This window comes from Streptomyces sp. B21-083, from assembly GCF_036898825.1.
Taxonomy (GTDB): Bacteria; Actinomycetota; Actinomycetes; order Streptomycetales; family Streptomycetaceae; genus Streptomyces.
Genome location: NZ_JARUND010000002.1, coordinates 4749343 through 4771942, shown reverse-complemented (window position 1 = coordinate 4771942; position 22600 = coordinate 4749343). Strand labels below are relative to the sequence as shown.

Annotated in this window: 22 protein-coding genes and 1 tRNA gene; 10 read left to right on the top strand and 13 right to left on the bottom strand. The window is 69.1% G+C overall.

Annotated features, from left to right (window positions below):
• Window positions 1-17 precede the first annotated feature (17 nt).
• A complete protein-coding gene (locus QA861_RS45435) occupies window positions 18-863 on the top strand; it encodes an IS5 family transposase (protein WP_334590699.1) in 846 nt (281 codons plus the stop codon).
• A 1208-nt stretch (window positions 864-2071) separates the two neighbouring features.
• Here the strand turns inward: QA861_RS45435 and QA861_RS45430 are convergent.
• The 4 genes from QA861_RS45430 to QA861_RS45415 all read right to left on the bottom strand — a co-directional run bounded on the left by QA861_RS45430 (window position 2072) and on the right by QA861_RS45415 (window position 5685).
• Window positions 2072-3448 carry an IS1380 family transposase gene (locus tag QA861_RS45430; RefSeq protein WP_334594803.1) on the bottom strand — a complete coding sequence of 459 codons (1377 nt, stop codon included), beginning with the start codon at window positions 3446-3448 and terminating at the stop codon, window positions 2072-2074.
• A 247-nt stretch (window positions 3449-3695) separates the two neighbouring features.
• A tRNA-Pro gene (locus QA861_RS45425) sits at window positions 3696-3769 on the bottom strand.
• Window positions 3770-3811: 42 nt separating this feature from the next.
• Window positions 3812-4588 (bottom strand): Pr6Pr family membrane protein, encoded by a 777-nt coding sequence (locus QA861_RS45420; RefSeq protein ID WP_334594802.1) that lies wholly within the window; start codon window positions 4586-4588, stop codon window positions 3812-3814.
• A 167-nt stretch (window positions 4589-4755) separates the two neighbouring features.
• Window positions 4756-5685, bottom strand: a complete 930-nt coding sequence (locus QA861_RS45415; RefSeq protein WP_334594801.1) for a metallophosphoesterase — start codon at window positions 5683-5685, stop codon at window positions 4756-4758.
• A 78-nt stretch (window positions 5686-5763) separates the two neighbouring features.
• Here QA861_RS45415 and QA861_RS45410 point away from each other — a divergent pair, with 78 nt between their 5' ends.
• Window positions 5764-6228, top strand: a complete 465-nt coding sequence (locus QA861_RS45410; protein WP_006373833.1) for a GatB/YqeY domain-containing protein — start codon at window positions 5764-5766, stop codon at window positions 6226-6228.
• Between the two features lie 122 nt (window positions 6229-6350).
• Here QA861_RS45410 and QA861_RS45405 read toward each other — a convergent pair whose 3' ends face one another.
• Window positions 6351-8663, bottom strand: a complete 2313-nt coding sequence (locus QA861_RS45405; protein WP_334594800.1) for a transglycosylase domain-containing protein — start codon at window positions 8661-8663, stop codon at window positions 6351-6353.
• A gap of 408 nt (window positions 8664-9071) precedes the next feature.
• Here QA861_RS45405 and wblA point away from each other — a divergent pair, with 408 nt between their 5' ends.
• Window positions 9072-9410: a transcriptional regulator WblA gene (gene wblA, locus QA861_RS45400; protein WP_319092711.1), complete on the top strand. Its 339-nt coding sequence runs from the start codon at window positions 9072-9074 to the stop codon at window positions 9408-9410.
• Between the two features lie 77 nt (window positions 9411-9487).
• Here the strand turns inward: wblA and bagB are convergent, their stop codons facing one another.
• Window positions 9488-10879 (bottom strand): ATPase BagB, encoded by a 1392-nt coding sequence (gene bagB, locus QA861_RS45395; protein ID WP_334594799.1) that lies wholly within the window; start codon window positions 10877-10879, stop codon window positions 9488-9490.
• Window positions 10876-11853: an ATPase BagA gene (gene bagA, locus QA861_RS45390; protein ID WP_334594798.1), complete on the bottom strand. Its 978-nt coding sequence runs from the start codon at window positions 11851-11853 to the stop codon at window positions 10876-10878. The genes bagB and bagA overlap by 4 nt, the downstream gene beginning before the upstream one ends.
• Window positions 11854-11948: 95 nt before the next feature.
• Here bagA and sp36 point away from each other — a divergent pair, with 95 nt between their 5' ends.
• From sp36 to QA861_RS45370, 4 genes are all read left to right on the top strand, one after another.
• On the top strand, window positions 11949-12107 hold the full coding sequence (sp36, locus tag QA861_RS45385; RefSeq protein WP_019063748.1) for a Sp36 family protein: 159 nt from the start codon (window positions 11949-11951) through the stop codon (window positions 12105-12107).
• Window positions 12104-12571 carry a RidA family protein gene (locus QA861_RS45380; protein WP_334594797.1) on the top strand — a complete coding sequence of 156 codons (468 nt, stop codon included), beginning with the start codon at window positions 12104-12106 and terminating at the stop codon, window positions 12569-12571. The genes sp36 and QA861_RS45380 overlap by 4 nt, the downstream gene beginning before the upstream one ends.
• A 148-nt stretch (window positions 12572-12719) precedes the next feature.
• Window positions 12720-13595, top strand: a complete 876-nt coding sequence (locus QA861_RS45375; RefSeq protein WP_334594796.1) for an NUDIX hydrolase — start codon at window positions 12720-12722, stop codon at window positions 13593-13595.
• Between the two features lie 73 nt (window positions 13596-13668).
• Window positions 13669-14499, top strand: coding sequence for an MBL fold metallo-hydrolase (locus QA861_RS45370; protein ID WP_334594795.1), 831 nt, complete (start codon window positions 13669-13671; stop codon window positions 14497-14499).
• A 45-nt stretch (window positions 14500-14544) separates the two neighbouring features.
• On the opposite strand, the gene QA861_RS45365 is transcribed toward QA861_RS45370, so the two are convergent.
• From QA861_RS45365 to QA861_RS45355, 3 genes are all read right to left on the bottom strand, one after another.
• Window positions 14545-15405 carry a nucleotidyltransferase domain-containing protein gene (locus QA861_RS45365; RefSeq protein WP_334594794.1) on the bottom strand — a complete coding sequence of 287 codons (861 nt, stop codon included), beginning with the start codon at window positions 15403-15405 and terminating at the stop codon, window positions 14545-14547.
• Complete coding sequence (locus QA861_RS45360) at window positions 15402-16493, bottom strand: outer membrane protein assembly factor BamB family protein (protein WP_334594793.1); 1092 nt, start codon at window positions 16491-16493, stop codon at window positions 15402-15404. The genes QA861_RS45365 and QA861_RS45360 overlap by 4 nt, the downstream gene beginning before the upstream one ends.
• A 129-nt stretch (window positions 16494-16622) precedes the next feature.
• Window positions 16623-17297 (bottom strand): Crp/Fnr family transcriptional regulator, encoded by a 675-nt coding sequence (locus QA861_RS45355; protein ID WP_006382668.1) that lies wholly within the window; start codon window positions 17295-17297, stop codon window positions 16623-16625.
• Between the two features lie 399 nt (window positions 17298-17696).
• On the opposite strand from QA861_RS45355, the gene nth reads away from it, so the two are divergent.
• The 3 genes from nth to QA861_RS45340 all read left to right on the top strand — a co-directional run bounded on the left by nth (window position 17697) and on the right by QA861_RS45340 (window position 20695).
• The gene (gene nth / locus QA861_RS45350) at window positions 17697-18623 is read left to right on the top strand and encodes an endonuclease III (protein ID WP_443041698.1); all 927 of its coding nucleotides are present in this window, start codon (window positions 17697-17699) and stop codon (window positions 18621-18623) included.
• An 88-nt stretch (window positions 18624-18711) separates the two neighbouring features.
• Window positions 18712-19482, top strand: a complete 771-nt coding sequence (locus QA861_RS45345) for an NUDIX hydrolase (protein WP_334594791.1) — start codon at window positions 18712-18714, stop codon at window positions 19480-19482.
• A gap of 13 nt (window positions 19483-19495) precedes the next feature.
• Window positions 19496-20695 carry a MarP family serine protease gene (locus tag QA861_RS45340; RefSeq protein WP_334594790.1) on the top strand — a complete coding sequence of 400 codons (1200 nt, stop codon included), beginning with the start codon at window positions 19496-19498 and terminating at the stop codon, window positions 20693-20695.
• Between the two features lie 22 nt (window positions 20696-20717).
• Here the strand turns inward: QA861_RS45340 and QA861_RS45335 are convergent, their stop codons facing one another.
• The 3 genes from QA861_RS45335 to QA861_RS45325 all read right to left on the bottom strand — a co-directional run bounded on the left by QA861_RS45335 (window position 20718) and on the right by QA861_RS45325 (window position 22526).
• A complete protein-coding gene (locus QA861_RS45335) occupies window positions 20718-20897 on the bottom strand; it encodes a hypothetical protein (RefSeq protein WP_319092701.1) in 180 nt (59 codons plus the stop codon).
• 190 nt (window positions 20898-21087) lie between these two features.
• Window positions 21088-22053: an alpha/beta fold hydrolase gene (locus QA861_RS45330; RefSeq protein WP_334594789.1), complete on the bottom strand. Its 966-nt coding sequence runs from the start codon at window positions 22051-22053 to the stop codon at window positions 21088-21090.
• Window positions 22050-22526, bottom strand: a complete 477-nt coding sequence (locus QA861_RS45325; protein ID WP_334594788.1) for a phage holin family protein — start codon at window positions 22524-22526, stop codon at window positions 22050-22052. Before QA861_RS45325 ends, QA861_RS45330 begins: the two co-directional genes overlap by 4 nt.
• Between the last annotated feature and the right edge of the window lie 74 nt (window positions 22527-22600).

Genomic DNA, 22600 nt, shown 5'->3' with positions numbered 1-22600 from the left:
CATGCATGAGTATCCCCATGACTTCTTCGCAGCCGCGCCTGCCGTACCTGAGTGATCTCTCCGATGCCCGCTGGGAGTTGATGGAGCCGACCTTGACGGCCTGGCGGGCCGAGCGGCAGAAGACCTCCCTCAACCTCGGCGGCAAGGTCACTGACCTGCGGGAAGTCATGAACGCGATCCTCTTCCTCAACCGGACCGGCGTCCCGTGGCGCTATCTGCCGCACGATTTCCCGCCGCACACCACGGTGTTCGGCTACTTCAGCGCCTGGACCGCCGACGGCACCATCGAGAAACTCGGCGTCCACCTGCACCGGATGGTCCGTGAGCAGGCAGGACGCACCGCGGAGCCCACCGCGTGCGTGATCGATGCGCAGAGCGTCAAGACCGCGACCAGCGTCCCCTCCGACACTCAGGGCACGGATGCAGGGAAGAAGATCGTGGGCCGCAAGCGCAGCATCGTCGTCGACACGCTCGGCCTGTTACTGCTGGTCATCGTGACCGCCGCCAGCGTCTCCGACAACGAGGCCGGCAAGCAACTCCTCACCCAACTCGCCACAGACCACCCCACGATCACCAAGGCATGGGTCGACACCGGCTACAAGACCAAGGCCATCGAGCACGGCGCCGCCCTCGGCATTGATGTCGACGTAGTCCCACGAAACGAGCAGGTCAAAGGCTTCTCGGTGATCCCCAGGCGCTGGGTCGTGGAGCGAAGTTTCGGGTGGATCATGATGCACCGCCGCCTCGCCCGCGACTACGAGACCAAACCTGCGCATTCCGAGAGCATGATCCGCCTCGCGATGATCTCGAACCTTGCGAAACGAGCAACCGGAGAAACACCCATAACCTGGCACAACCCATGAACCATACGGTTTTTAACCGGAACGTCCTCTGAGAGCGCGTCGGTAGATGCCGTCTGGGAGAAGAATTTCAAGATCTTCTTCCAGGCGTCTCCCAAGAGGCCCACAGAACGAGTCAGCTCAGCCCACTCAAATTGAGTGGGCTGAGCTGACCTCGGGCTACGGGCGGGGCAGTCGCCCAGGCTTGCTCGGCTGATTTTGCGTGGGCGTAGTGCCCCCCTGACGTGCGGCAAGCCGCTCGCTGATGAGCAAGAAGGGAGCCACGTAGGCACCCGCTTCCGCCACGGTGGCCTGCCCACCAGCGATCAGTGCGGCGCCCGCGAGGAGGGCAACGATCTGCACGCGAGTACAGGAGTCGCCGGAAGTGGCCGCCTGGATTTGTCGAACTCGATCTCTCATACTGGCAGAGGTCCCTGTCTGTGAGGGCTGCGGACCAGGAGGCCACCCGCATCGTTCTCTAGGCGCACGGGTGGCCTCTCCCTCCCCCCTTGGGAGTGTCCCGAGGCCGTGTTCCGTCAATTCTTGAGTACAGTTAGAAAAAGGGCAAACTGGCAGGTCAGGGGGTGCTCTCGCGCAATCTCGGAGCCGATTACCCTAGCTTTGGGGTGAGTAATGAACCTAACTCGCACATGTTTCTCTGTTCAATATCGATTTTAATCCACTAACCGAAGTCTGCGAACAAGCCGCTAACCTAAGTTGTGAACCTAAGTCGCTAACCTAAGTTGTGAACTTAAGTCGCTAACCGAAGTCTGCGAACAAGCCGCTAACCTAAGTTGTGAACCTAATCAGACAACAAATATTGGTATCCTGCGGGCGGCCGACCACAACAACAACCCACGCTGGCCATGCTCTCTTGTTGGCTCGCACCACGAGCGTCCTGCGTCAAGCCGGGCGCGGGGCGAGCAGAGCGAGCGAGCCCTCGGTGCTCCGCGCTGAGGAGCGCTCGCGCCACGCACGGGCACGTCGGCAGGCAGATGCCGGCGTGCTCGCTCCGCCGCCCCAGCGCTTCTGCTCACGGCCTCTTGCAGGAGGGTCTATGTGCGCATTAGCCTCGATCTTTCGTGATTGGTCGTCGGCTTCGGTTGGCGGCCAATTCGTCGTTGTGGAGCGTGTGCGGGCAAGCGGACGGGCCGATCGTCGCGTCGGGTGGGCGCCGGGTTCCACGGTTCCGGTCGGTGGCTCTTCTGCTCGTCGGGGCGGGTCGTTTCTGGTCAGCCTGGGTTCGGAAGGGTGTCGAGCCGTCTGATCGCGTCTGTGATCACGTCGGTCCATGGCCAGTGGCGGGCGAATCGCAGGTGCCGTTGGCGGGCGGTGGTGATGAGTTGGGCTGCGGCGGAGAACAGCCGCAACCGCAGGCGGCGGGGCTCCCAGAGGCGGGGTTTGCCGGTCAGGGCGAGCATCGACATCCAGGCGAGCAGGTCGAGGGCGAGCTGGACGATCTCCAGCCAGATCCGGTTCTGCGAGGTCTCGTGCAGGGGCAGGTTCCGCAGGCCGGTGGCCCGCGCGTTCCGAATGCGGTCCTCTGCCCTCGCCCGTCGGCGGTGCCTCAGTTCCAGGTCTGCGATCTTCCCGCCCGTCGTGTTGGTGGCGAAGCAGGTGAGCCGGAGCCCGTCGGCATCGGTGAAGCGCAACTGGGCGCCGGGGTGTGGCCGTTCCTTGCGGACCACCAGCCGCATGCCCTTGGGCCAGCCCTTGAGGACGTCGCCGTCGAGTTCGGCGGTCCAGGCGCCCTCGCGGATCTCGCCGCCCGGTTCGACGGCGGATGTCCAGGCGGAGGTCGGAACCTTCAGCACGGCCTGATGGATGGAGTCGGTGATGGTCATCCCGACCGAGTACGACAGCCACCTCCCGCGCTGCGAGAGCCAGGCCAGGAACTCGTGAGTGCCGCCCGCGGAGTCGGTGCGAATCAGCGTGGACCGGCCTCGCCGATGCCGTTTGGGGAGCTGGGCCAGGGCGAGTTGGGTGGTGGTGATGTGGTCGGCCGCGGTGTTGCTGCCCGCGTTCCCCGGCCGCAGCAGGGCCGCCACAGGCTCTCCGGTGCCGCCGCTTCCGTGATCGACGAAGCCCATCAGCGGATGGTGGCCGAAGGACTTCTTCCAGGTCGCAGCCGCGTCCTGCTTCTCGGAGTGCGCCAGCACCAGCACCCCGTCCAGGTCCACGATCACCTCACCTGCGGCATCCGGCGCCGCCGTCCCGGCCAACTTCCATACCCACGCGCGTACTTCGGACCGCGCGGCACGGATCGCGTGAAGGGCCTTCGGACCGGCCGCGGCGAGGGTGTCGATGAGCCGCGAAACGGTCGGGTCAGAAGCCACCGGCCCGAACACCGCCGGCTCGGCCCGCAGCATCCCCACGTCCGCGAGACAGTCCCCGCCGAGCGCGACCGCCAAGGCCACATCCAGCAGTATCTTCCCCGGATCGTGCACCGCCCGCGGCTTGCGCCACGGTGTCAGAGCTGCAGATATCGCCTGGTCCAGCCCAGCCTTACGGGCCGTCTCCACCAGCAGGACGCCTCCCGCCTGCGAAACCACTGCCCGGCCACCACCCTCGACGCGGACACGCGGGTAGGACCCGATACGCTTCTTCACCTGGGAAGTGCCTCCGACGGTGGCAGGAACAAGGACCTCGACAATCCTCATTCTTGCTGGTCAGAGGCACTTTTCGTTTACCTGACCACCCGTCGGACACCAGGCTCCATGAAAGCGCGAGGTTAGCAGGTGCTGTCCGGGCGGAGGTTTCAAGATCTTCTCCCAGATTTCTCCCAGGAGGGCCCGCACACAACAAATCAGAGCCACCTACTACTTGAGTAGGTGGCTCTGACCTGGTACTTCACTGTCGGGGTGGCGGGATTTGAACCCACGACCTCTTCGTCCCGAACGAAGCGCGCTGCCAAGCTGCGCTACACCCCGATGTCGCTGCTTGTCCTGCTTGTCGCGGCGACGTCGTTTACTTTAGCCCACCGGTGGCCCCAGGCGAAATCCGGTTTTGGTGCGGTGGTGGACGGGGTTCGGGCGGATGTGGTCGAGGGTTACGAGGAGGACGGCGAGGGTGTAGCAGGCCAGGCCGAGGAGGAGGGCGTTGGCCAGGACGCTCTTGTAGCCGTGCTCGTCCACGTCGAGGAAGGCGTACAGGTAGCGGTTCGGTGTGCCGGGGAGGAGGAGTTCGCCTCGGAGCAGGGAGAAGGTCAGGTACGCCAGGGGGTACAGGAGCCACGGTGCTGCCTGGCGCAGGTGCAGTTGGCCGGCGGCGGTCAGGAGCAGCCAGTTCGTGAGTGCCGCGATCGGGATCGCCGTTTGCAGGACCTGGTCGGTGACGGCGTGCCAGCCCGTCGGGGAGGGCGGCGTGGTGAACGGGCTCGACGGGTTTGACACCAGCGCGTGGTGGACCAGGGCCCCGATGACCAGGTAGAGGAGCGCGGCGCCTGTCAGGGCGCTGGGCAGTGGGCGGCGGGCTGTCCAGGCGCGGCGGGCCGAGACGGTCATGACCAGGGTCAGCAGGATGCTGCTCTGGATCGTGAACTGGCTCAAAACCTGGGCGGGGCTGCCCAGGACCAGTTCCATCGTCACGGCCGTGGCCGCCGCGGCGGCGGTGAGGAGGCGGAAGACCGCCGTCACGGGACGGCGTATCGGGGTCACCACGGCCGTGGCGGGGACGGGGGAGGGGAGGATTCCGGGTCCGCCCGGGAGCGCGGGGAGGTCCGGTATGTCCCTGGGTATCGGCGCGGTCATGCCCTCACGCTAGGGCGAGTGGGCAAAAGGGGCGATCCGGGCGGGCTGAGTGGGTTATGCCCCTGCGGAACCTGCGGAACCTGCGGAACCTGCGGAACCTGCCTCCCGCGCAGCCCCCGCCGTCATGCCTCCCGCGCCGCCCCCGCCGGCCGTGCCTCCTCCCCCGCCTACGCCTCCCGTGGCGTCAGCGTCAGCAGTGTCGCCTCCGGTGGGCAGGCGAAACGTACCGGGGTGTAGCGGTTGGCGCCGCAGCCCGCCGAGACGTGGAGGTACGACGTCCGGCCCTCCGCCGTGTGCGTCGACAGGCCCTTGACGCGGTCCGTGTCGAGGTCGCAGTTGGTGACCAGGGCGCCGTAGAAGGGGATGCACAGCTGGCCGCCGTGCGTGTGGCCGGCCAGGGTCAGCGGGTACGCGTCCGCCGTGAACGCGTCCAGGACCCGGAGGTAGGGGGCGTGGACGACGGCCAGTGAGACGTCCGCCGTCTTCGAGGGGCCGCCGGCCACCTGCTGGTAGCGGTCCCGCTTGATGTGCGGGTCGTCCAGGCCCGTCAGTTCCACCGACATGCCGTCGATCTTCAGCACGCCGCGCGTGTTCGTCAGGTTCAGCCAGCCCGCCGTGTCGAAGCCGTCGCGCAGCTCCTCCCACGGGTTGTGGATCACGTCGACCGCGGGCGGGTTGCCGTTGAGGCCGTGCTTGCCCTGGGTCTTCTCGAGCAGGTACCGGGCGGGGTTACGGGGTTTGGGGCCGTAGTAGTCGTTCGAGCCGAAGACGTACGCGCCCGGGAACTCCATCAGCGGGCCGAGCGCGTCGAGCACCTCGGGCACGCCCTCCGGGTCGGACAGGTTGTCGCCCGTGTTGATCACGAAGTCGGGGCGCAGGCCGGCGAGGGAGCGGAGCCAGCGCTGCTTCTTGTACTGGCCGCCGACCATGTGGATGTCGGAGACCTGGAGCACGCGCAGGGGGCGCATACCCGCGGGCAGCACCGGCACGGTGACCCGGCGGAGGCGGAAGGAGCGGGTCTCGAAACCCGCCGAGTAGACGAGGCCGGCGGCGGCAACGGCCGTGATTCCCAGGGGTACTGCGTATCGCGCGCGCATGCTCCCATCGTGTCAGGCGAGAAGGGACGGTGGAAATCCACGGGCGTTCCGCTTCCCGCACCTGCGACAATCGATCCCATGACCACGCTCAAGTCGAAGCTCAGGGAAGACCTCAACACCGCCATCAAGGCGCGCGACGAACTCCGCTCCTCGACGCTCCGGCTGACCCTCACCGCGATCACGCAGGAAGAGGTCTCCGGCAAGGAGAAGCGCGAGCTCTCCGACGAGGAGATCATCAAGGTGATCAGCCGCGAGGCGAAGAAGCGCCGTGAGGCGGCCGACGCCTTCGCCCAGGGCGACCGCCCCGAGCAGGCCGAGCGCGAGAAGGCCGAGGGCGTGATCCTCGCCGTCTACCTGCCCAAGCAGCTCGACGACGAGGAGCTGAACCAGATCGTCGCCCAGGCCGTCGAGGAGGCGAAGGCGGCCGGCGCCGAGGGGCCGCGCGCCATGGGTCAGGTCATGAAGATCGTGAACCCGAAGGTCGCGGGCCTCGCCGAGGGCGGCCGGGTCGCCGCCGCGGTGAAGAAGCTCCTCGCCGGCTGACCTGCCGCGAGGACGCAAGGTGCCTGTACGTCGACGGGGGCGCCCTTCTCAGGAAGGGCGCCCCCGTTCACGTACGACGACTCACTCGCTCCACCTCGGCGCGCGAACCCTCTACGGACTCTCTACGGGAAGCCTCCGTTGCCGTTCCCGTTGCCGTTCCCATTGCTGGTTCCGTTGTTGCCGCCGTTGCCGTTGCCCTGGATGAAGCCCTCGGGGATGGAGAAGGACGGGTTCGGGAACGTCGTGTTGCCGCCGTTGTCGTTGTTGCCGTTCGTCGCGCCACCGTTGTTGCCGTTGCCGTTGCCGTTGTTGTCCCCGTTGCCGCCGTCATTGCCGCCGTTGTCGCCCGGCTTCGGGGTGGTCGGCTCGATGATGGGGATGAGGTTGAACTTTCCGGAGTCCTTGCCCTGGAGTGCGCCGGTCATGGCGTCCTTCCAGATGGGGCCCGGAACCTTGCCGCCGAAGACGAGGTCGTTGTAGACGCCGCCGATCCTGATGTCGCGCATCTTCACGTTCTGCATGGCGCTGCCGACCCAGACGGCACCCGACAGGGTCGGTGTGTAGCCGACGAACCAGGCGTTCTTGCGCTCGTCCGTCGTACCCGTCTTACCGGCGTTGTCGCGGCCGTCGGTGAGACCGGCCTCCTGGCCGGTTCCGGAGTCGACCACGCCCTGGAGCAGGGTGTTGATCGTGTCGGCGGTCGTCTCCGACATCGCACGGGAGCACGTCGACTTCGGGACCTCCAGCGACTTCTGCCCGCCGTTGGCCTTCTGCGTGATCGACTCGATGGCGATCGGCGTGCAGTACATGCCACGGGAGGCGAAGGCCGCGTACGCGCTCGCCATCGTCAGCGGGGAGATGCCCCTGGAGCCGAGGGCGATGGCCGGTACCTCGGGCAGCTTGTCGCCGTTGCCCTGCCTGACGTGCAGTGCGTCGGTCATGTTCATCACCGGGCACAGACCGATGTCGGAGATCATCTGCACGAAGTAGGTGTTGACCGACAGCTCCATCGCCTTCTTCAGGCGGTAGGGGCCCTTCTCCGACTCGCTCTCGTTCTCCAGCTTCGCGTTCTCCAGGTTGGTCCACGGCTTGCCGCTGCACGTCTGGACCGGGCTCGGGTACTCCATCTCGTACGGCGCCGAGTACTGCTGGATCGCCGGGCGTCCCTCTTCCAGCGCCGCCGCCGCCACGAACGGCTTGAACGTCGAACCGGTCGGGAAGCCGTAGTTGGAGCCGCCCCGGTCGCTGCCGACCGAGTAGTTGATCTCGGTCTGGTTCTTGCCGTAGCCGTACGGCTTCGACTGGCCCATGCCGAGGATCTTGCCGGTGCCCGGCTCGACCAGCGTGACCGCTGTCGCCACCGAGTCCGACTGGTACACGTGTTCCTTGATCGACGCCTGCACGGACGCCTGCGACTGCGGGTCCAGCGTCGTGCGGATGGTCAGGCCGCCCTGGTTCCAGATCTTCGCCCGGTCCGCGCGGGTCTTGCCGAAGACGGGGCTGGCGAGGAACTCCTTCTCGACGTACTTGCAGAAGAAGCCCGCCCCCTTGACCGCCGCGATGCAGCCGTTCTTGGGCTCGCTGACCTTCAGGCCGAGCGGCTTCTCCTGTGCGGCGGCGGCCTCCTGCGGGGAGATGTCACCGACCTCCGCCATGCGCTTGAGCACGGTGTTACGGCGCTTGGTGGCCTCCGCCGGGTCGTTCACCGGGTCGTACCGGGTCGGCGACTGGACGATGCCGGCCAGCAGGGCCGCCTGGGGGAGGGTGAGGTCCTTCGCGGACTTGGAGAAGTAGCGGCGGGCGCCGGCCTCGACGCCGTAGGCCTGCTGGCCGAAGAACGTGATGTTCAGGTAGTTCTCGAGGATCTTCTTCTTGCCCAACTCCTCCTCGACCTGGATCGCGTACTTCAGCTCCTTGATCTTGCGGCCGATCGTCTGCTGCTGGGCCTGCGCGACCTTCGTCGGGTCGTCACCGGCCTCCTCGACGAACACGTTCTTCACCAGCTGCTGCGTGAGCGTGGAGGCGCCTTCCGAGACGCCGCCGCTCTGCGCGTTCTTGTTGAGCGCCCGCAGGACGCCCTTGAGGTCGATCGCGCCGTGCTCGTAGAACCGGGAGTCCTCGATCGCGACGATCGCCTTCTGCATGTACGGCGAGATGTCCTTGAGCTCGACGACCGTGCGGTCGCGCGAGTAGACCGTCGCCAGCTGGCCGCCCTTGGCGTCCAGGATCGTGGTGCGCTGGCTCAGCGGCAGGGTCTTGAGATTGGCCGGGATCTCGTCGAACCCTTCGACCGAACCCTTGGCCGCGAGACCGAGCGCACCGGCGGCGGGCAGGGCGATGCCCGCCATGACGGCTCCCGCGAGCACGCTGACACCGAGGAACTTGGCGGCCTGCTGCGTTACCGACAGGCCTCCACCCGAGCGCTTGTTTGGCATGAGGGCAGCCTACGTTCTCATTCGCCGGACACACGTACAGGCCTTGGCCTAAGCTCTTCGCAACTGTCACAGCTGTGAGGTCACGTATCAATACGTCCCTGAGACCGGAAACGTTTCGGATGTAGTCCAACTATTTTTGTGGAGTACGTGCCCGGATTAGCCTCGTGTGTCACGAGGTATCCGTTGTGACCCAGCTGAACTGTCCCCCTTTGTCGGGATGGTCGCGCATGTCGGTCGCTCACTCCCCCGGGTGATCTGCCGCTTACCCATAGTCCGTTCGGGCCATTCAAGATTGGGCCCGAAGGGGGTGTTGCGCTGTGCCCGCCTTCCGTAACGTCCTCAACTGGCGCGGTGAATATGCCGCTGCCGCCGTGGGGGAGCCTCGATTCGGGAGAGGACGGCGCCGGTATGGGCTGGGTAACCGACTGGAGTGCGCAGGCGGGCTGCCGCACTACCGATCCGGATGAACTGTTCGTTCAAGGAGCAGCGCAGAACAGGGCCAAGGCGGTGTGCACCGGATGTCCGGTACGCACGGAATGCCTGGCTGACGCGCTCGACAACCGCGTCGAGTTCGGCGTGTGGGGAGGAATGACGGAGCGGGAGCGCCGCGCACTGCTGCGCAGGCGTCCCACCGTCACCTCGTGGCGTCGGCTGCTCGAAACCGCGCGTACGGAGTACGAGCGGGGGGCGGGAATCCTGCCCCTCGACGAGGAAGAGGTGTACGAGAACTACTTGGCAGTGGGCTGAGCCGTCCCGGTCGGTCACTGCCCCTCTCGGTCAGTCACCGCCGGCTCGTCAGTCGCTCGGCTCAGTCACATCTCGTCTCAGTCGCTCGTCTCCGGAGGGGCTGGCAGCTCTGGCCGGTCGGTCGCGAGCCGGTCGCCGATGTTCCGCAGGCCCGCGAGGTCATGCACATCGCCGGGCAGTGCGGCGACCTCGGTGACCGCCACCTCCGGGTGGAGCGCGGTGAAGCGGTCACGTGTGCGCTGCTCACGGGAGAGCAGCCGCATACGGTCGGCGTGCAGCCGGAGCAGGCCTGCGGTGAGTTGTTGGACGGTGGGTTCGCTCGGATCGGCGGTCGGTTCACTGCCGGTGGCGGTGGGGGAGCCTTCGACGTGTTCCTCGACGTCTGCCTCAGGAGCTGGTGTCCGGGATGTCTGGGGTGTCTGGTCCGGATGTTCTGAACCGCCGTACGGGTCGGGGGAGTTACGAAGTCCAGCTTTCCCGTCCTCCTGATCGACAATGCGGGGCTCTTCAAGATTTTCCGCGGCGGCGAGCGCACGTTCGGCCGACAGTTGGGCGGCGCCGCTGCCGTGGACCCGGTTGAGCACCAGTCCGGCGAGCGGCATGTCCTCCGCGGCCAGCCGCTCCACGAAGTACGCGGCCTCGCGCAGTGCGTCCCGCTCCGGGGCCGCGACCACCAGGAACGCCGTGCCGGGCGCCTGAAGGAGCTGATAGGTGGCGTCGGCGCGGGTACGGAACCCACCGAAGGTGGTGTCCATCGCGGCGACGAACGTCTGTACGTCCTTGAGGAGTTGGCCGCCCAGGAGCTTGCCCAGGGTGCCGGTCATCATCGACATCCCGACGCTCAGGAACTTCATTCCCGCGCGCCCGCCCAGCTTCGCCGGCGCCGTCAGCAGCCGGATCAGCCGGCCGTCGAGAAACGAACCGAGCCTCTTCGGGGCGTCCAGGAAGTCCAGCGCGGACCGGGACGGAGGCGTGTCGACGACGATGAGATCCCACTCGTCGCGCGCCCGCAGCTGCCCCAGCTTCTCCATCGCCATGTACTCCTGCGTGCCCGCGAAGCCCGCCGAGAGTGACTGGTAGAAGGGGTTGGAGAGGATCGCGGCGGCCCGCTCACGGTCGGCGTGCGCCTCGACGATCTCGTCGAACGTCCGCTTCATGTCGAGCATCATGGCGTGCAGTTCACCGCCGCCCTCGACGCCCTTGACCCGCCGCGGCACGTTGTCGAGCGAGTCGATGCCCATGGACTGGGCGAGTCTGCGGGCCGGGTCGATGGTCAGCACCACCACCTTCCGCCCCCGCTCGGCGGCGCGCAGCCCGAGCGCCGCCGCGGTGGTCGTCTTGCCGACCCCGCCGGATCCGCAGCACACCACGATCCGCGTCCTCGGATCGTCGATCAGCGGATCCACTTCGAGCACGCGCGCGGGGGACAGGCCATGGCGGGAGGCGGAGTCGTGCGGGTCCGGGCTCATGAAATCCTCTGCTTCCGCAGCTCGTTGGCCAGTTCGTACAGACCTGCCAGGTCCATGCCCTCGGCGAACAACGGCAGTTCGTGCAAGGGCAGATCCAACCCGCCCAGCACGGACCGCTGTTCGTGCTCCAGGGCGTACCGCTCGGCGTACTCCTCGACCTGGGCCAGCAGTGGATCCACCAGCTTCTCGGCGTTCCCGCCGCGCCGCGCCCCGCCGAGCCCGGCGGCCGACAGCGACCGCGCGAGCGCGCTGCGAGGGGCCGCCCGTACGAGTTCCAGCTCGGCCTCGTCCAAAACCTCGGGCCGCACCATGTTGACGATGATCCGCCCCACTGGCAGCTTCGCCGCCCGCAGCTCGGCGATACCGTCCGCGGTCTCCTGGACGGGCATCTCCTCCAGCAGCGTCACGAGATGCACCGCCGTCTCGGGCGACTTCAGTACGCGCATCACGGCCTGCGCCTGATTGTGTATCGGGCCGATCTTCGCGAGGCCGGCCACCTCGTCGTTGACGTTCAGGAAACGGGTCACGCGGCCGGTCGGCGGGGCGTCCATCACGACGTGGTCGTACGCGAACCGCCCGCTCCTGTCCTTCCGCCGGACCGCCTCGCACGCCTTTCCGGTCAGGAGTACGTCCCTGATGCCCGGGGCGACGGTGGTGGCGAAGTCGATCGCGCCGAGTTTCTTCAGGGCGCGACCGGCGCTCCCGAGTTTGTAGAACATCTGGAGGTAGTCCAGCAGTGCCTGCTCGGGGTCGATGGCGAGGGCGAACACCTCCCCGCCCCCGGGAGCGACGGCGATCTTCCGCTCCTCATAAGGCAGCACTTCGGTTTCGAAGAGCTGCGCGATGCCCTGCCTGCCCTCGACCTCGACGAGAAGCGTGCGCTTCCCCTCGGTTGCGAGGGCGAGCGCGAGCGCTGCGGCGACCGTGGTCTTTCCGGTCCCGCCCTTACCGCTGACGACCTGGAACCTGCTCACGTATTCGAGACTAACCAGTCCGGCGAGAACCTACGCCGGAGGCTGTGGACAACGTGGGCGCGGAGCGCTCGGCGGCAGCGGATAAAGTCGCCTCCATGACCAAGTGGGAATACTCGACCGTGCCGCTGCTCGTCCACGCCACGAAGCAGATTCTGGACACCTGGGGCGAGGACGGCTGGGAGCTCGTCCAGGTCGTGCCCGGGCCGAACAACCCCGAGCAGCTCGTGGCCTACCTGAAGCGGGAGAAGGCGTGAGCGCGGTAGAGGAGCGCCTCGCCGAGCTGGGCCTGACCCTGCCGGCGGTCGTGCCGCCGCTGGCCGCCTACCAGCCGGCTGTGCGGTCGGGGGTGTACGTGTACACCTCGGGCCAGTTGCCCATGGTGGACGGGAAACTTCCGGTCACCGGGAAGGTGGGCGCGGAGGTCACGCCCGAGGAGGCCAAACAACTGGCCCGTACGTGTGCGCTGAACGCGCTCGCGGCGGTCAAGTCGGTCGCCGGTGACCTCGACCTGGTCGCGCGCGTCGTGAAGGTCGTCGGCTTCGTCGCCTCGGCGCCGGACTTCACGGGGCAGCCCGGGGTGATCAACGGCGCGAGCGAACTCCTCGGTGAGGTACTGGGCGACAAGGGCGTCCACGCCCGCAGCGCGGTCGGAGTGGCGGTACTGCCGCTTGACGCGCCGGTCGAGGTCGAAGTCCAGGTAGAGCTGGTCGATTTCTAGCCCGTCCGGCGTTTGAGGACGAGGCCCCTTCAGGGCCGAAAGGGGGGTCTGGGGGCGCAGCCCCCAGGGATGGGACGGGTAGGGGCGGCGGGGGCGAAAGAACCCTCGCGACCTCGAACATGCGCCCACCACCGGATAGCCTCCGCCCATGGCGAACGGGCAGTGGTACCCACCGGAGTGGCCGGACCTCATCCGCGGGCTCGCCGAAGGCACCCTCACCCCGGTCACCCCCAAGCGCGCGGCCACTGTCATGCTCCTGAAGGACACCGACAGCGGCCCCGTCGTCCACATGCTGCGCAGACGCGCCTCCATGGCCTTCGCCGGGGGCGCGTACGCGTATCCGGGCGGCGGAGTCGACCCGCGCGACGACGACCACCTGATCCGCTGGGCCGGGCCCACGCGCGCGTGGTGGGCGTCCCGGCTGGGCCTGGGCACCGACGAGACGTCCGCGCAGGCGGTCGTCTGCGCCGCCGTACGGGAGACGTACGAGGAGGCGGGCGTCCTGCTCGCGGGCCCGGCCGCCGATTCCGTGGTCGGCGACACCACCGGCGACGACTGGGAGGCGGACCGCGCGGCCCTGGTCGCCCGGGAGCTGTCCTTCGCCGAGTTCCTGGACCGCCGCGGACTGGTGCTCCGCTCGGACCTCCTCGGGGCGTGGGCCCGCTGGGTCACCCCGGAGTTCGAGCCCCGCCGCTACGACACCTGGTTCTTCGTCGCCGCGCTCCCGCGGGGCCAGCGCACCCGCAACGCCTCCACGGAGGCTGACCGCACGGTGTGGATCGAACCGGCCACCGCGGCGGCCTCGTACGACAAGGGCGAGCTGCTGATGTTGCCGCCCACGATCTCGACCCTGCGAGCGCTGGCACCGTACGACAGCGTGTCCGGGGCCCTCGCCGGGGCTCTGGAGCGTGACCTGGCCCCTGTCCTGGCCAAGGCCAGCCTGGAGGACGGTGAGATCGTGCTCGCGTGGCCGGGGCACGAGGAGTTCACCAAGCACATCCCGATCGGCGGAGCCCCCGTATGACCGCGCCGGCGAGCACACCCGCACCCTTGAACACGCGCACACCCCCCACCCATCCCCTGGCAGGTGCCCCCGCATGACCGAAGCCGCCGCTCTCCCCGGCCAGCCGCGCGGCGGGGTTCTCTCGGGCCCCGCGACCGCGCGCGCGGTCAACGTCCTCGCGCCCAACGCCTCCGCGATGACGCTCGACGGGACGAACACCTGGATCGTCTCCGAGCCCGATTCCGAACTGGCCGTCGTCGTCGACCCGGGGCCCCTGGACGACGTACACCTCAGGCATGTCGTCGACACCGCGCGGAAGGCCGGCAAGCGGGTCGCGCTGACGCTGCTCACGCACGGGCATCCGGACCACGCGGAGGGTGCGGGGCGCTTCGCCGAGCTGACGGGAACGCGCGTGCGGGCGCTCGATCCGGCGCTTCGGCTGGGGGACGAGGGTCTCGGGCACGGGGACGTCGTGACCGTCGGCGGGCTGGAGCTGAGGGTCGTACCGACGCCGGGACACACATCGGACTCGCTGTGCTTCCATCTCCCGGCCGATCGGGCCGTCCTGACGGGTGACACCGTCCTGGGGCGTGGAACGACCTTGGTGGCCCATCCTGACGGCCGCCTGGGGGACTATCTGGACTCCCTGCGGCGGCTCAGGTCCCTGACGGTGGACGACGGCGTGCACATCGTCCTGCCGGGCCACGGTCCCGTCCTGGACGACGCCCAGGGGGCCGTCGAGTTCTACCTCGCCCACCGAGCCAGCCGGCTCGCCCAGATCGAGACAGCGGTCGAGAACGGCTACACCGGCTCCGCGGAGGTCGTCGCCCACGTGTACGCGGACGTGGACCGCTCCCTGTGGCCGGCCGCCGAACTGTCCGTACGGGCCCAACTGGAGTACCTGCGCGAACACGGCCTCATCTAGCCACTCCGCCAGTCGGCCATTCAGTCGCTCAGCCGCTGGCCGCTGTCAGCCAGGCCGGGGTGCCTTGACGCCGTGCACGCGCGCGTACTCCTCATTCAGCCACGCACCCAGCTCCTCGACGTGCGAGCACAGGAAGGACCGCAGGACAGCCGGATCGTCCGTCGGCTCCTGGCCCAGCGCCGCCGCCTCCCTCATGCGTGGGCCCCACTCCGGGTAGTACACGGCGAACGCCTCGGCCATCTCGTACAGGTCGCTCGTCCAGCCCTCCCAGCGAGGCATGACGAGCGTGAAGCCGGTGCGCACCAGGCGGCGCGAAATGCCCCGCACGCGTGCGCGTACCGCCCCCGGAGGAGCCCCCGGGGCGGTCGCCTCGGCGATCAGGCGCCGCCAGCGGGGGAGGCACAGGGCCAGGTCGCCGTTGGTCTCGCGGGCGAGGAGGGAGTCGGGGCGGTACCGGGGCAGCTGCTCGGCGAGGTCCTCGCCGTGGAGGGGCGTGCAGAGGCAGGCCACGAACCAGCCCAGGTCGTGCCTCTCCAGGTCGCTCAGCACCTGGGCCCGGGAGACCAGCAGCGTGCCGGAGCCGTCAATCTGGTCGAACTCGCTGTCGAGCGCTGAGTCCAGCGCGCCGGCCGCCGCCCGGTCCGCCTCTGTGGGCTCCTCGCGCAGGGCGAGCAGCAGATCCAGGTCGCTGTGTCCCACGCGCGCGGTGCCGCGCGGGATCGACCCGTAGACGTACGCGCTGTGCAGCCGTGTCCCGAACACGTCGACGACCTGGCCGAGGGCCGTACTGACGACGGGCCGGAAGGCGGGCGGCACGCGCGCGAGGGAGCCCTCACGCGCGATGAACCCCTGCTCGTCCAGCCCCGGACGCGGCGCCGCCCCGTACACGTACGTCGCCTCCGTCACTTCCAGCGGAACACGCGCACGCGCCGGGTCTCGCTCACCGCGTGGCACACCACGGCCAGGCGGTCGTCCCAGGCGGCGTACCGGGCCCGGTAGCTGAAGCCGGGCAGTCTGCGCTCCGCGACGACCCGGCCGTCGGCGGGGTCGAGGACGGTCACCCGGCTGCCGTAGCCGTTGCCCACCATGAGGTACCCGCGGTGGGCCAGCGGATGGAGCGTACGGCCGTGATCGGTGCGCCACTCCCAGAGCTGCTCGCCGGTCGGGACGGAGTAGGCGCGCAGGACCGTGTCGGCGCTCTTCTCGTCGTCGCCGACGGGGTCGTCCGGTTCGAGTCCGACGGCGAGCATGTCCCCGACGACGGCGACGGCGGGGCCGAAGTCCTTGTATCCGGCCGGAAGTTCGACATACCACTCCCCGTCCTCGCGCACCACGTACAGCCGGGGCCGGGAGCGGTTGCCGCTCTCGTGAACGGACAGGACGCACAGAACGGGCGGGTCGGCCGCCAGGACGGAGAAGGAGTCGCCCCAGTGGTCCGGGAGCGACCGCTCCCACTGGACGGTGCCGGTGCGCGCGTCGAGGCAGCGGACGACCGGCGGCGCGTCCGACTTTTCGCGGGAGACGGTGGCCATCCGGCCGCCGCCGATCGCCAACCCGCGCGCGTGGTCGGCGCCGACGTGTCCCAGCCGGTCCTTCGGCTGCTCGCGCGACCAGGCCACGGCTCCGGAGCCGAGGTCGAGGGCGGTGAGGCGGACGTGCGTGGCGTCCCCCTCGCCGTCGTCGTGGTGCAGGACGACTCCCAGGCCGTCCTGGGAGTCCTGGGAGGCCCCGACGATCACGTCCTGGTCCGGCGGCTGCCAGGTCCAGAGAGGCTCACCGGTCGCCGGTGCGTACGCGGTCACGCGGTCGAAGCGGGCCAGGGCCACTGCCTGGTCCGTCGCCCACAGGCCCAGCGGCTCGCCCAGGTCCTGCTGCTCGAACTCGGACTGCCACAGCGTCTGCGCCTCCGGGTCCCGGCGGAAGAGGCGCAACCTGCGTTTCGCGGGCTCCGGTGCGGCCTCCCAGACCGACTCGGGCGCTTTGTCCTGGTGCATCCACCCACCCCTTGGTTCCGTGCGACACGTTCTCGTCACCGCGTGGCCCCCGCCCCGGTGAACCCGTCGAATGCGAGAGGGGCCCCGCCGTGCGGCAGGGCCCCTCTCGTACGTACGGACGGCTCCCGGCTAACGCGAACGCTTCGCCAGCCGCTCCACGTCCAGCAGGATCACGGCGCGCGCCTCCAGGCGCAGCCAGCCGCGGCCGGCGAAGTCGGCGAGCGCCTTGTTGACCGTCTCGCGGGAGGCGCCGACGAGCTGTGCCAGCTCCTCCTGCGTCAGATCGTGCACGACGTGGATGCCCTCCTCCGACTGCACGCCGAAGCGGCGCGAGAGGTCGAGCAGGGCACGCGCGACACGGCCCGGCACGTCGGAGAAGACCAGGTCGGACATCTGGTCGTTGGTCTTGCGCAGGCGCCGGGCGACGGCGCGCAGGAGCGCGGCAGCCACCTCGGGGCGGGCGTTCAGCCAGGGCTGGAGGTCGCCGTGGCCGAGGCCGAGCAGCTTGACCTCGGTCAGTGCGGTGGCCGTGGCGGTGCGCGGGCCCGGGTCGAACAGCGACAGCTCGCCGATCAGCTCACCGGGGCCGAGGACGGCCAGCATGTTCTCGCGCCCGTCCGGGGACGTGCGGTGAAGCTTGACCTTGCCCTCGGTGACCACGTAGAGCCGGTCACCCGGGTCGCCCTCGTGAAAAAGGGCGTCACCGCGCGCGAGGGTCACCTCACTCATGGAGGCGCGGAGCTCCGCGGCCTGCTCGTCATCGAGCGCCGCGAAGAGCGGGGCGCGCCGCAGAACGTCGTCCACGAGTTCTCTCCTTGTCGACCTGCTCAGGGGATCTTGCTCCCCGGTTAACGGGGACCGTGTTCCCCATCTTGCCGGACGGTCCAAACAGTGTGATCTGTCACAAGGATGCCGCACGGGTGTCCCCACCAGTGTGGCAGGGGGCCAATTGGGCGCCGATCTCCAGGGTCCGGGGCGGATGTCAGTGCCGGGCTCTAGGCTGGCCGGGTGTCCAAATCGCCGGTGGGAGCACAGGCCGAGGGGGCTGAGCGGGTGGCCGCAGGGTGCGATTCCGCTGTGGGCGAACAGGGTACGGGTGGGGGCCGGAATGCGTAGAAAGCGGCAGAGGTGATGTCGGTGGAGAAAGCCGCCAAGAAGGTGACCGGGGCGACCGAGCGGGCTGGGACGACCGCGAACGGGGCCCTGGAGGAGGGGTCTGCGGGATCGACGGGACCGGCTGGACCGGTGTGGGAAGCCGCGCCGGTGAAGAGAGCCGCGCCCGCGAAGCCGGTCACCACGAAGCCTGTCTCCAGGGCCGCCGCTTCCAAGACCGCCGCCCCGAAGCCGCCGCCCCGCGATGAGTCACGCACCGCTCTCGTCCGGCGTGCTCGCCGGATCGACCGGGAGCTCGCCGAGGTCTATCCGTATGCCCACCCCGAGCTGGACTTCGAGAACTCCTTCCAACTCCTCGTCGCCACGGTCCTGTCGGCCCAGACCACCGACCTGCGGGTCAACCAGACCACCCCCGCCCTCTTCGCCAAGTACCCCACCCCCGAGGACCTGGCCGTCGCCAACCCCGAGGAGGTCGAGGAGATCCTGCGCCCGACCGGCTTCTTCCGGGCCAAGACCAGGTCCGTCATAGGGCTGTCGAAGGCCCTGTCGGAGGAGTTCGGCGGCGAGGTGCCCGGCCGGCTCGAAGACCTCGTCAAACTCCCAGGTGTGGGCCGTAAGACCGCCTTCGTCGTACTCGGCAACGCCTTCGGGCGCCCCGGAATCACCGTGGACACGCACTTCCAGCGGCTCGTGCACCGCTGGCAGTGGACGGCGGAGAAGGACCCGGACAAGATCGAGGCGGCCGTCGGCGCGCTCTTCCCCAAGAGCGACTGGACGATGCTCTCGCATCACGTGATCTTCCATGGCCGCCGTATCTGCCACGCCCGCAAGCCCGCCTGCGGCGCCTGCCCGCTCGCCCCGCTCTGCCCGGCGTACGGGGAGGGCGAGACGGACCCGGAGAAGGCCCAGAAGCTCCTGAAGTACGAGAAGGGCGGCTTCCCCGGCCAGCGGCTGAACCCGCCGCAGGCGTACCTCGACGCGGGCGGCATCCCGGCGCCGCCGCTGGGGGCCGGATGAGGCCCGCGGTGCCGCCTGGGAGCCAGGTGGCATCGGCGGAACCAACGGGGCAGCCGCAGGCGTTGAAAGCAGCAGAACGGGGGTGGCGGTGACGCGCGCGAGCAACACACGACGGGGCGAGGCGACGCTCAGCAAGGTGGGCCTGCCCGGCTGGCTCGATCCGGTGGTGCACGCCGTCGAGACGGTCGAGCCGCTTCAGCTGAGCCGCTTCCTGCCGCCCGAGGACGGCGCGGGCCGTCAGTCCGCCGTACTGATCCTCTTCGGGGAGGGCGACAGAAAGACCGGAGACGGCGGGGACAGGGTCGGCGATGAGGACGGCGTCACCGGTGAAGGCGTCGGAGACGGCGAAGTCGCGCCCGAGCTGCTGCTCATGGAGCGGGCCAGTTCGCTGCGCTCCCACGCCGGTCAGCCGTCCTTCCCCGGCGGCGCCCTCGATCCCGAGGACGGTGATCCGCAGGGCGACGGCCCGTTGCGGGCCGCGTTGCGCGAGGCCGAGGAGGAGACCGGGCTCGATCCTTCCGGGGTCCAGCTCTTCGGCGTACTGCCCAAGCTCTACATCCCGGTGAGCGGCTTCGTCGTCACGCCCGTGCTGGGCTGGTGGCGCGAGCCGACGCCGGTCGGGGTCGTCGACCCGAACGAGACGGCCCGGGTCTTCACGGTCCCCGTGTCGGATCTCACGAATCCGGCCAACCGTGCGACCGCCATGCACCCAAGTGGCTACAGGGGTCCGGCATTTATGGTCGAATCGGCCCTCGTGTGGGGCTTCACGGCCGGGGTGATCGACCGTCTGCTGCACTACGCGGGCTGGGAGCGTCCCTGGGACAGAAACAAGCAGGTCCCGCTCGACTGGCGCGCGTGACAGGGTGGCCCTCGTGAACGTGCTGGACATCTTGTTGCTGGTCGCCGCCGTGTGGTTCGCGATCGTGGGCTACCGCCAGGGGTTCGTCGTCGGCATCCTGTCGGTGATCGGCTTCCTCGGCGGCGGTCTCGTCGCCGTCTATCTGCTGCCCGTCGTCTGGGACGGCGTGACCGACGAGGCCGAGGTGAACACGACCGCCGCCGTCGTCGCGGTCGTCATCGTGATCGTCTGCGCGTCCGTCGGCCAGGCCCTGACCACCCACCTCGGCAACAAGCTGCGCCGATTCATCACCTGGTCGCCCGCCCGCGCCCTCGACGCGACCGGCGGGGCCCTCGTCAACGTCGTCGCGATGCTCCTGGTCGCCTGGCTGATCGGCGCCGCCCTCGCGCAGACCACGATGCCCACGGTGGGCAAGGAGGTCCGCGGCTCCAAGGTGCTGGCCGGGGTGCAGGAGGTACTGCCCTCCGACGCCGACAGCTGGTTCAAGGACTTCACCTCGGTCCTCGCGCAGAACGGCTTCCCACAGGTCTTCAGCCCGTTCTCCGACGAGCCCATCAAGGACGTCGACCCGCCCGACCCCGCGCTCGCCAACAGCGCGGTCGCCGTCGACGCCCAGCGTTCCATCGTCAAGGTCATGGGCACCGCCCAGAGCTGCGGCAAGGTCCTGGAGGGCAGCGGCTTCGTCTTCGGCCGGCGGCGCGTGATGACCAACGCGCACGTGGTCGGCGGCGTCGACGAGCCCACCGTCCAGATAGGCGGCAAGGGCAGGAAGTACGACGCGACGGTCGTCCTCTACGACTGGGAGCGCGACATCGCCGTCCTCGACGTACCCGATCTGCGAGCGCCCGCGCTGCAGTTCTCGACCGAGGACGCGAACAGCGGAAAGAGCGCGATCGTCGCCGGCTTCCCGGAGAACGGGTCGTACGACGTCCGTCCCGCGCGCGTGCGTGGTCGCATCACGGCCAGCGGCCCGGACATCTACCACCGCGGCACGGTCCGCCGCGATGTCTACTCCCTGTACGCGACCGTCCGCCAGGGCAACTCCGGCGGCCCGCTGCTCACGCCCGACGGCAAGGTGTACGGCGTGGTCTTCGCGAAGTCCCTCGACGACCCGGACACCGGTTACGCGCTCACGGCGGATGAGATCCAGCAGGACATCGCCGAGGGGCGTACCGCCAACCAGCAGGTGGACAGCGACAGCTGCGCGCTCTGAGCCGGGTACGGAGGTACCGGGTTCAGGGGCGGGGATGGCGCAGGCGCACCGAAACCCAACGGGCCCGGCGGCGCAGGATGCGCGGGATTCCCACCCTCAGGTCCGTCCCCGCGAGGTGCGGGGAACCTCCTTGGTGGGAGCTCAGGCCGTGGCCCGAGCGGCGATTGCGTGGTGCGTCACTGTAGTCGTGCGTCCAGCCCATACCCCGACGTCTGCCCCTGCCCCAAGGTCGATAACCGCCCCACGGGCCCCGAATTGGCCTATGCGCCGGGCAATTGGCCGTTCGTAGTACAGCTGTTCCCGTTCCCGGATACCGGCCGTGCCGACACGGTCACCGGTCCGGTCGTTCGGTCCGATCATCCGTCCGATTACGGGTCGGGTCACCGGTCTGCTCACCGGTCAGGTTCGGGGTCCTTCAGCCAGTTCACCAGTTCCGTCGAGAAGGCGACCGGATCCTCCTCGTGCGGGAAGTGCCCCAGTCCGTCGAACAGGCGCCAGCGGTACGGTGCTTCGACGTACTCCCCGGAGCCGGCCGCGCTGCGTGTGCGCAGCACCGGATCGAGTGAACCGTGCAGATGCAGCGTCGGCACCCGCACCGGCCGCTTCATGCGCCGGTTGAACTGGATGCCGTCCGGACGCGCCATCGAGCGGACCATCCAGCGGTACGGCTCGATCGCACAGTGCGCGGTGGACGGGATGCACATGGCCGCGCGGTACGCCTCCACCGCCTCGTCGTCCGGCAGCCGCGGCCCCGACCAGTCCCGGATCAGCCGGGCGACGAGTGCCCCGTCGTCCGCGACGAGCTGCCGCTCCGGGAGCCAGGGCCGCTGGAACCCCCAGATGTAGGAACCGGCGGCCGTCTGCTTGACGTCGGAGAGCATCGCCGAGCGCCAGCGCCGGGGGTGGGGCATGGAGGACACCACGAGCCGCCGGACCAGCTTGGGGCGCATCACCGCGGCCGTCCACGCCAGGTATCCGCCCAGGTCGTGCCCGACCAGCGCGGCATCGGGCTCGCCCAGGGACCGTACGACGCCCGTGATGTCGAGGGCGAGGTTCGCGGGGTCGTAACCCCGGGGCGTACGGTCGCTGCCGCCCACGCCCCGCAGGTCCATGGCGACGGCCCGGAAACCGGCGTCGGCGAGGGCGGCGAGCTGGTGCCGCCAGGTCCACCAGAACTGCGGGAACCCGTGCACGAGCATCACCAGCGGCCCGTCGCCCAGCTCGGCGATGTGGAACCGGGCGCCGTTCGCGGCGACATCCCGGTGGATCACCTCGCGCCCGCCGGGAAGGTCGAGCCGTACGGCCGAGGCGGGCTGCGTCGATGAGGGGGGCGCCGGGGGTGTGGCGGGGTCCGTCATGAGGACGAGCGTGCCACAACCTCGACCGCGTCACTCACCGGGACGGGCCGGGGGTGCGGCTTGGCCTTCTGGAGGACGCCCGCCGTCTCCTTCATGGACGCGGCGACCTTCTGCGGGCCCTTGCTCTTCTTGGCCTTCTTCGCGAAGACGACGCCGACCAGCACCAGGAGGAGGGCGACGAGGACGTTCGCGGCGAACGACAGCAGGAAGCAGACCGCGAGGTTCCAGTCGCTCCAGGTCCGGATGGCGTACGCCAGCGCGAAGTTGAGCATCGGCAGGGAGAACAGCAGTACGGCGCCGGCCACCGTGAACGCGCCACCGCTCGTCGCGCCGCGCTTCACATCCTGCTTGAGCTGGGCTTTCGCCAGTGCGATCTCGTCGTGCACCAGCGCGGACATCTCGGTCGTCGCCGAGGCGAACAACTGGCCGATGCTGCGTTCGGCGCCGACCGGGCTGCCGTCGGGTGCGCTCATCGAGATCTCCCTGTTGTCTTGGTCGTCTTGCTCAACTGTCTGAACGTACGCGCCTGGCGTACGCACCTGACCAT

Coding starts and splice junctions, on each gene's coding strand:
- QA861_RS45435 (WP_334590699.1), top strand. CDS start 18: ATGACTTCTTCGCAGCCGCGCCTGCCGTACCTGAGTGATCTCTCCGAT.
- QA861_RS45420 (WP_334594802.1), bottom strand. CDS start 4,588: ATGACCGCGCCGATACCCAGGGACATACCGGACCTCCCCGCGCTCCCG.
- QA861_RS45415 (WP_334594801.1), bottom strand. CDS start 5,685: ATGCGCGCGCGATACGCAGTACCCCTGGGAATCACGGCCGTTGCCGCC.
- QA861_RS45410 (WP_006373833.1), top strand. CDS start 5,764: ATGACCACGCTCAAGTCGAAGCTCAGGGAAGACCTCAACACCGCCATC.
- QA861_RS45405 (WP_334594800.1), bottom strand. CDS start 8,663: ATGCCAAACAAGCGCTCGGGTGGAGGCCTGTCGGTAACGCAGCAGGCC.
- wblA (WP_319092711.1), top strand. CDS start 9,072: ATGGGCTGGGTAACCGACTGGAGTGCGCAGGCGGGCTGCCGCACTACC.
- bagB (WP_334594799.1), bottom strand. CDS start 10,879: ATGAGCCCGGACCCGCACGACTCCGCCTCCCGCCATGGCCTGTCCCCC.
- sp36 (WP_019063748.1), top strand. CDS start 11,949: ATGACCAAGTGGGAATACTCGACCGTGCCGCTGCTCGTCCACGCCACG.
- QA861_RS45375 (WP_334594796.1), top strand. CDS start 12,720: ATGGCGAACGGGCAGTGGTACCCACCGGAGTGGCCGGACCTCATCCGC.
- QA861_RS45370 (WP_334594795.1), top strand. CDS start 13,669: ATGACCGAAGCCGCCGCTCTCCCCGGCCAGCCGCGCGGCGGGGTTCTC.
- QA861_RS45360 (WP_334594793.1), bottom strand. CDS start 16,493: ATGCACCAGGACAAAGCGCCCGAGTCGGTCTGGGAGGCCGCACCGGAG.
- QA861_RS45335 (WP_319092701.1), bottom strand. CDS start 20,897: ATGGGCTGGACGCACGACTACAGTGACGCACCACGCAATCGCCGCTCG.
- QA861_RS45330 (WP_334594789.1), bottom strand. CDS start 22,053: ATGACGGACCCCGCCACACCCCCGGCGCCCCCCTCATCGACGCAGCCC.
- QA861_RS45325 (WP_334594788.1), bottom strand. CDS start 22,526: ATGAGCGCACCCGACGGCAGCCCGGTCGGCGCCGAACGCAGCATCGGC.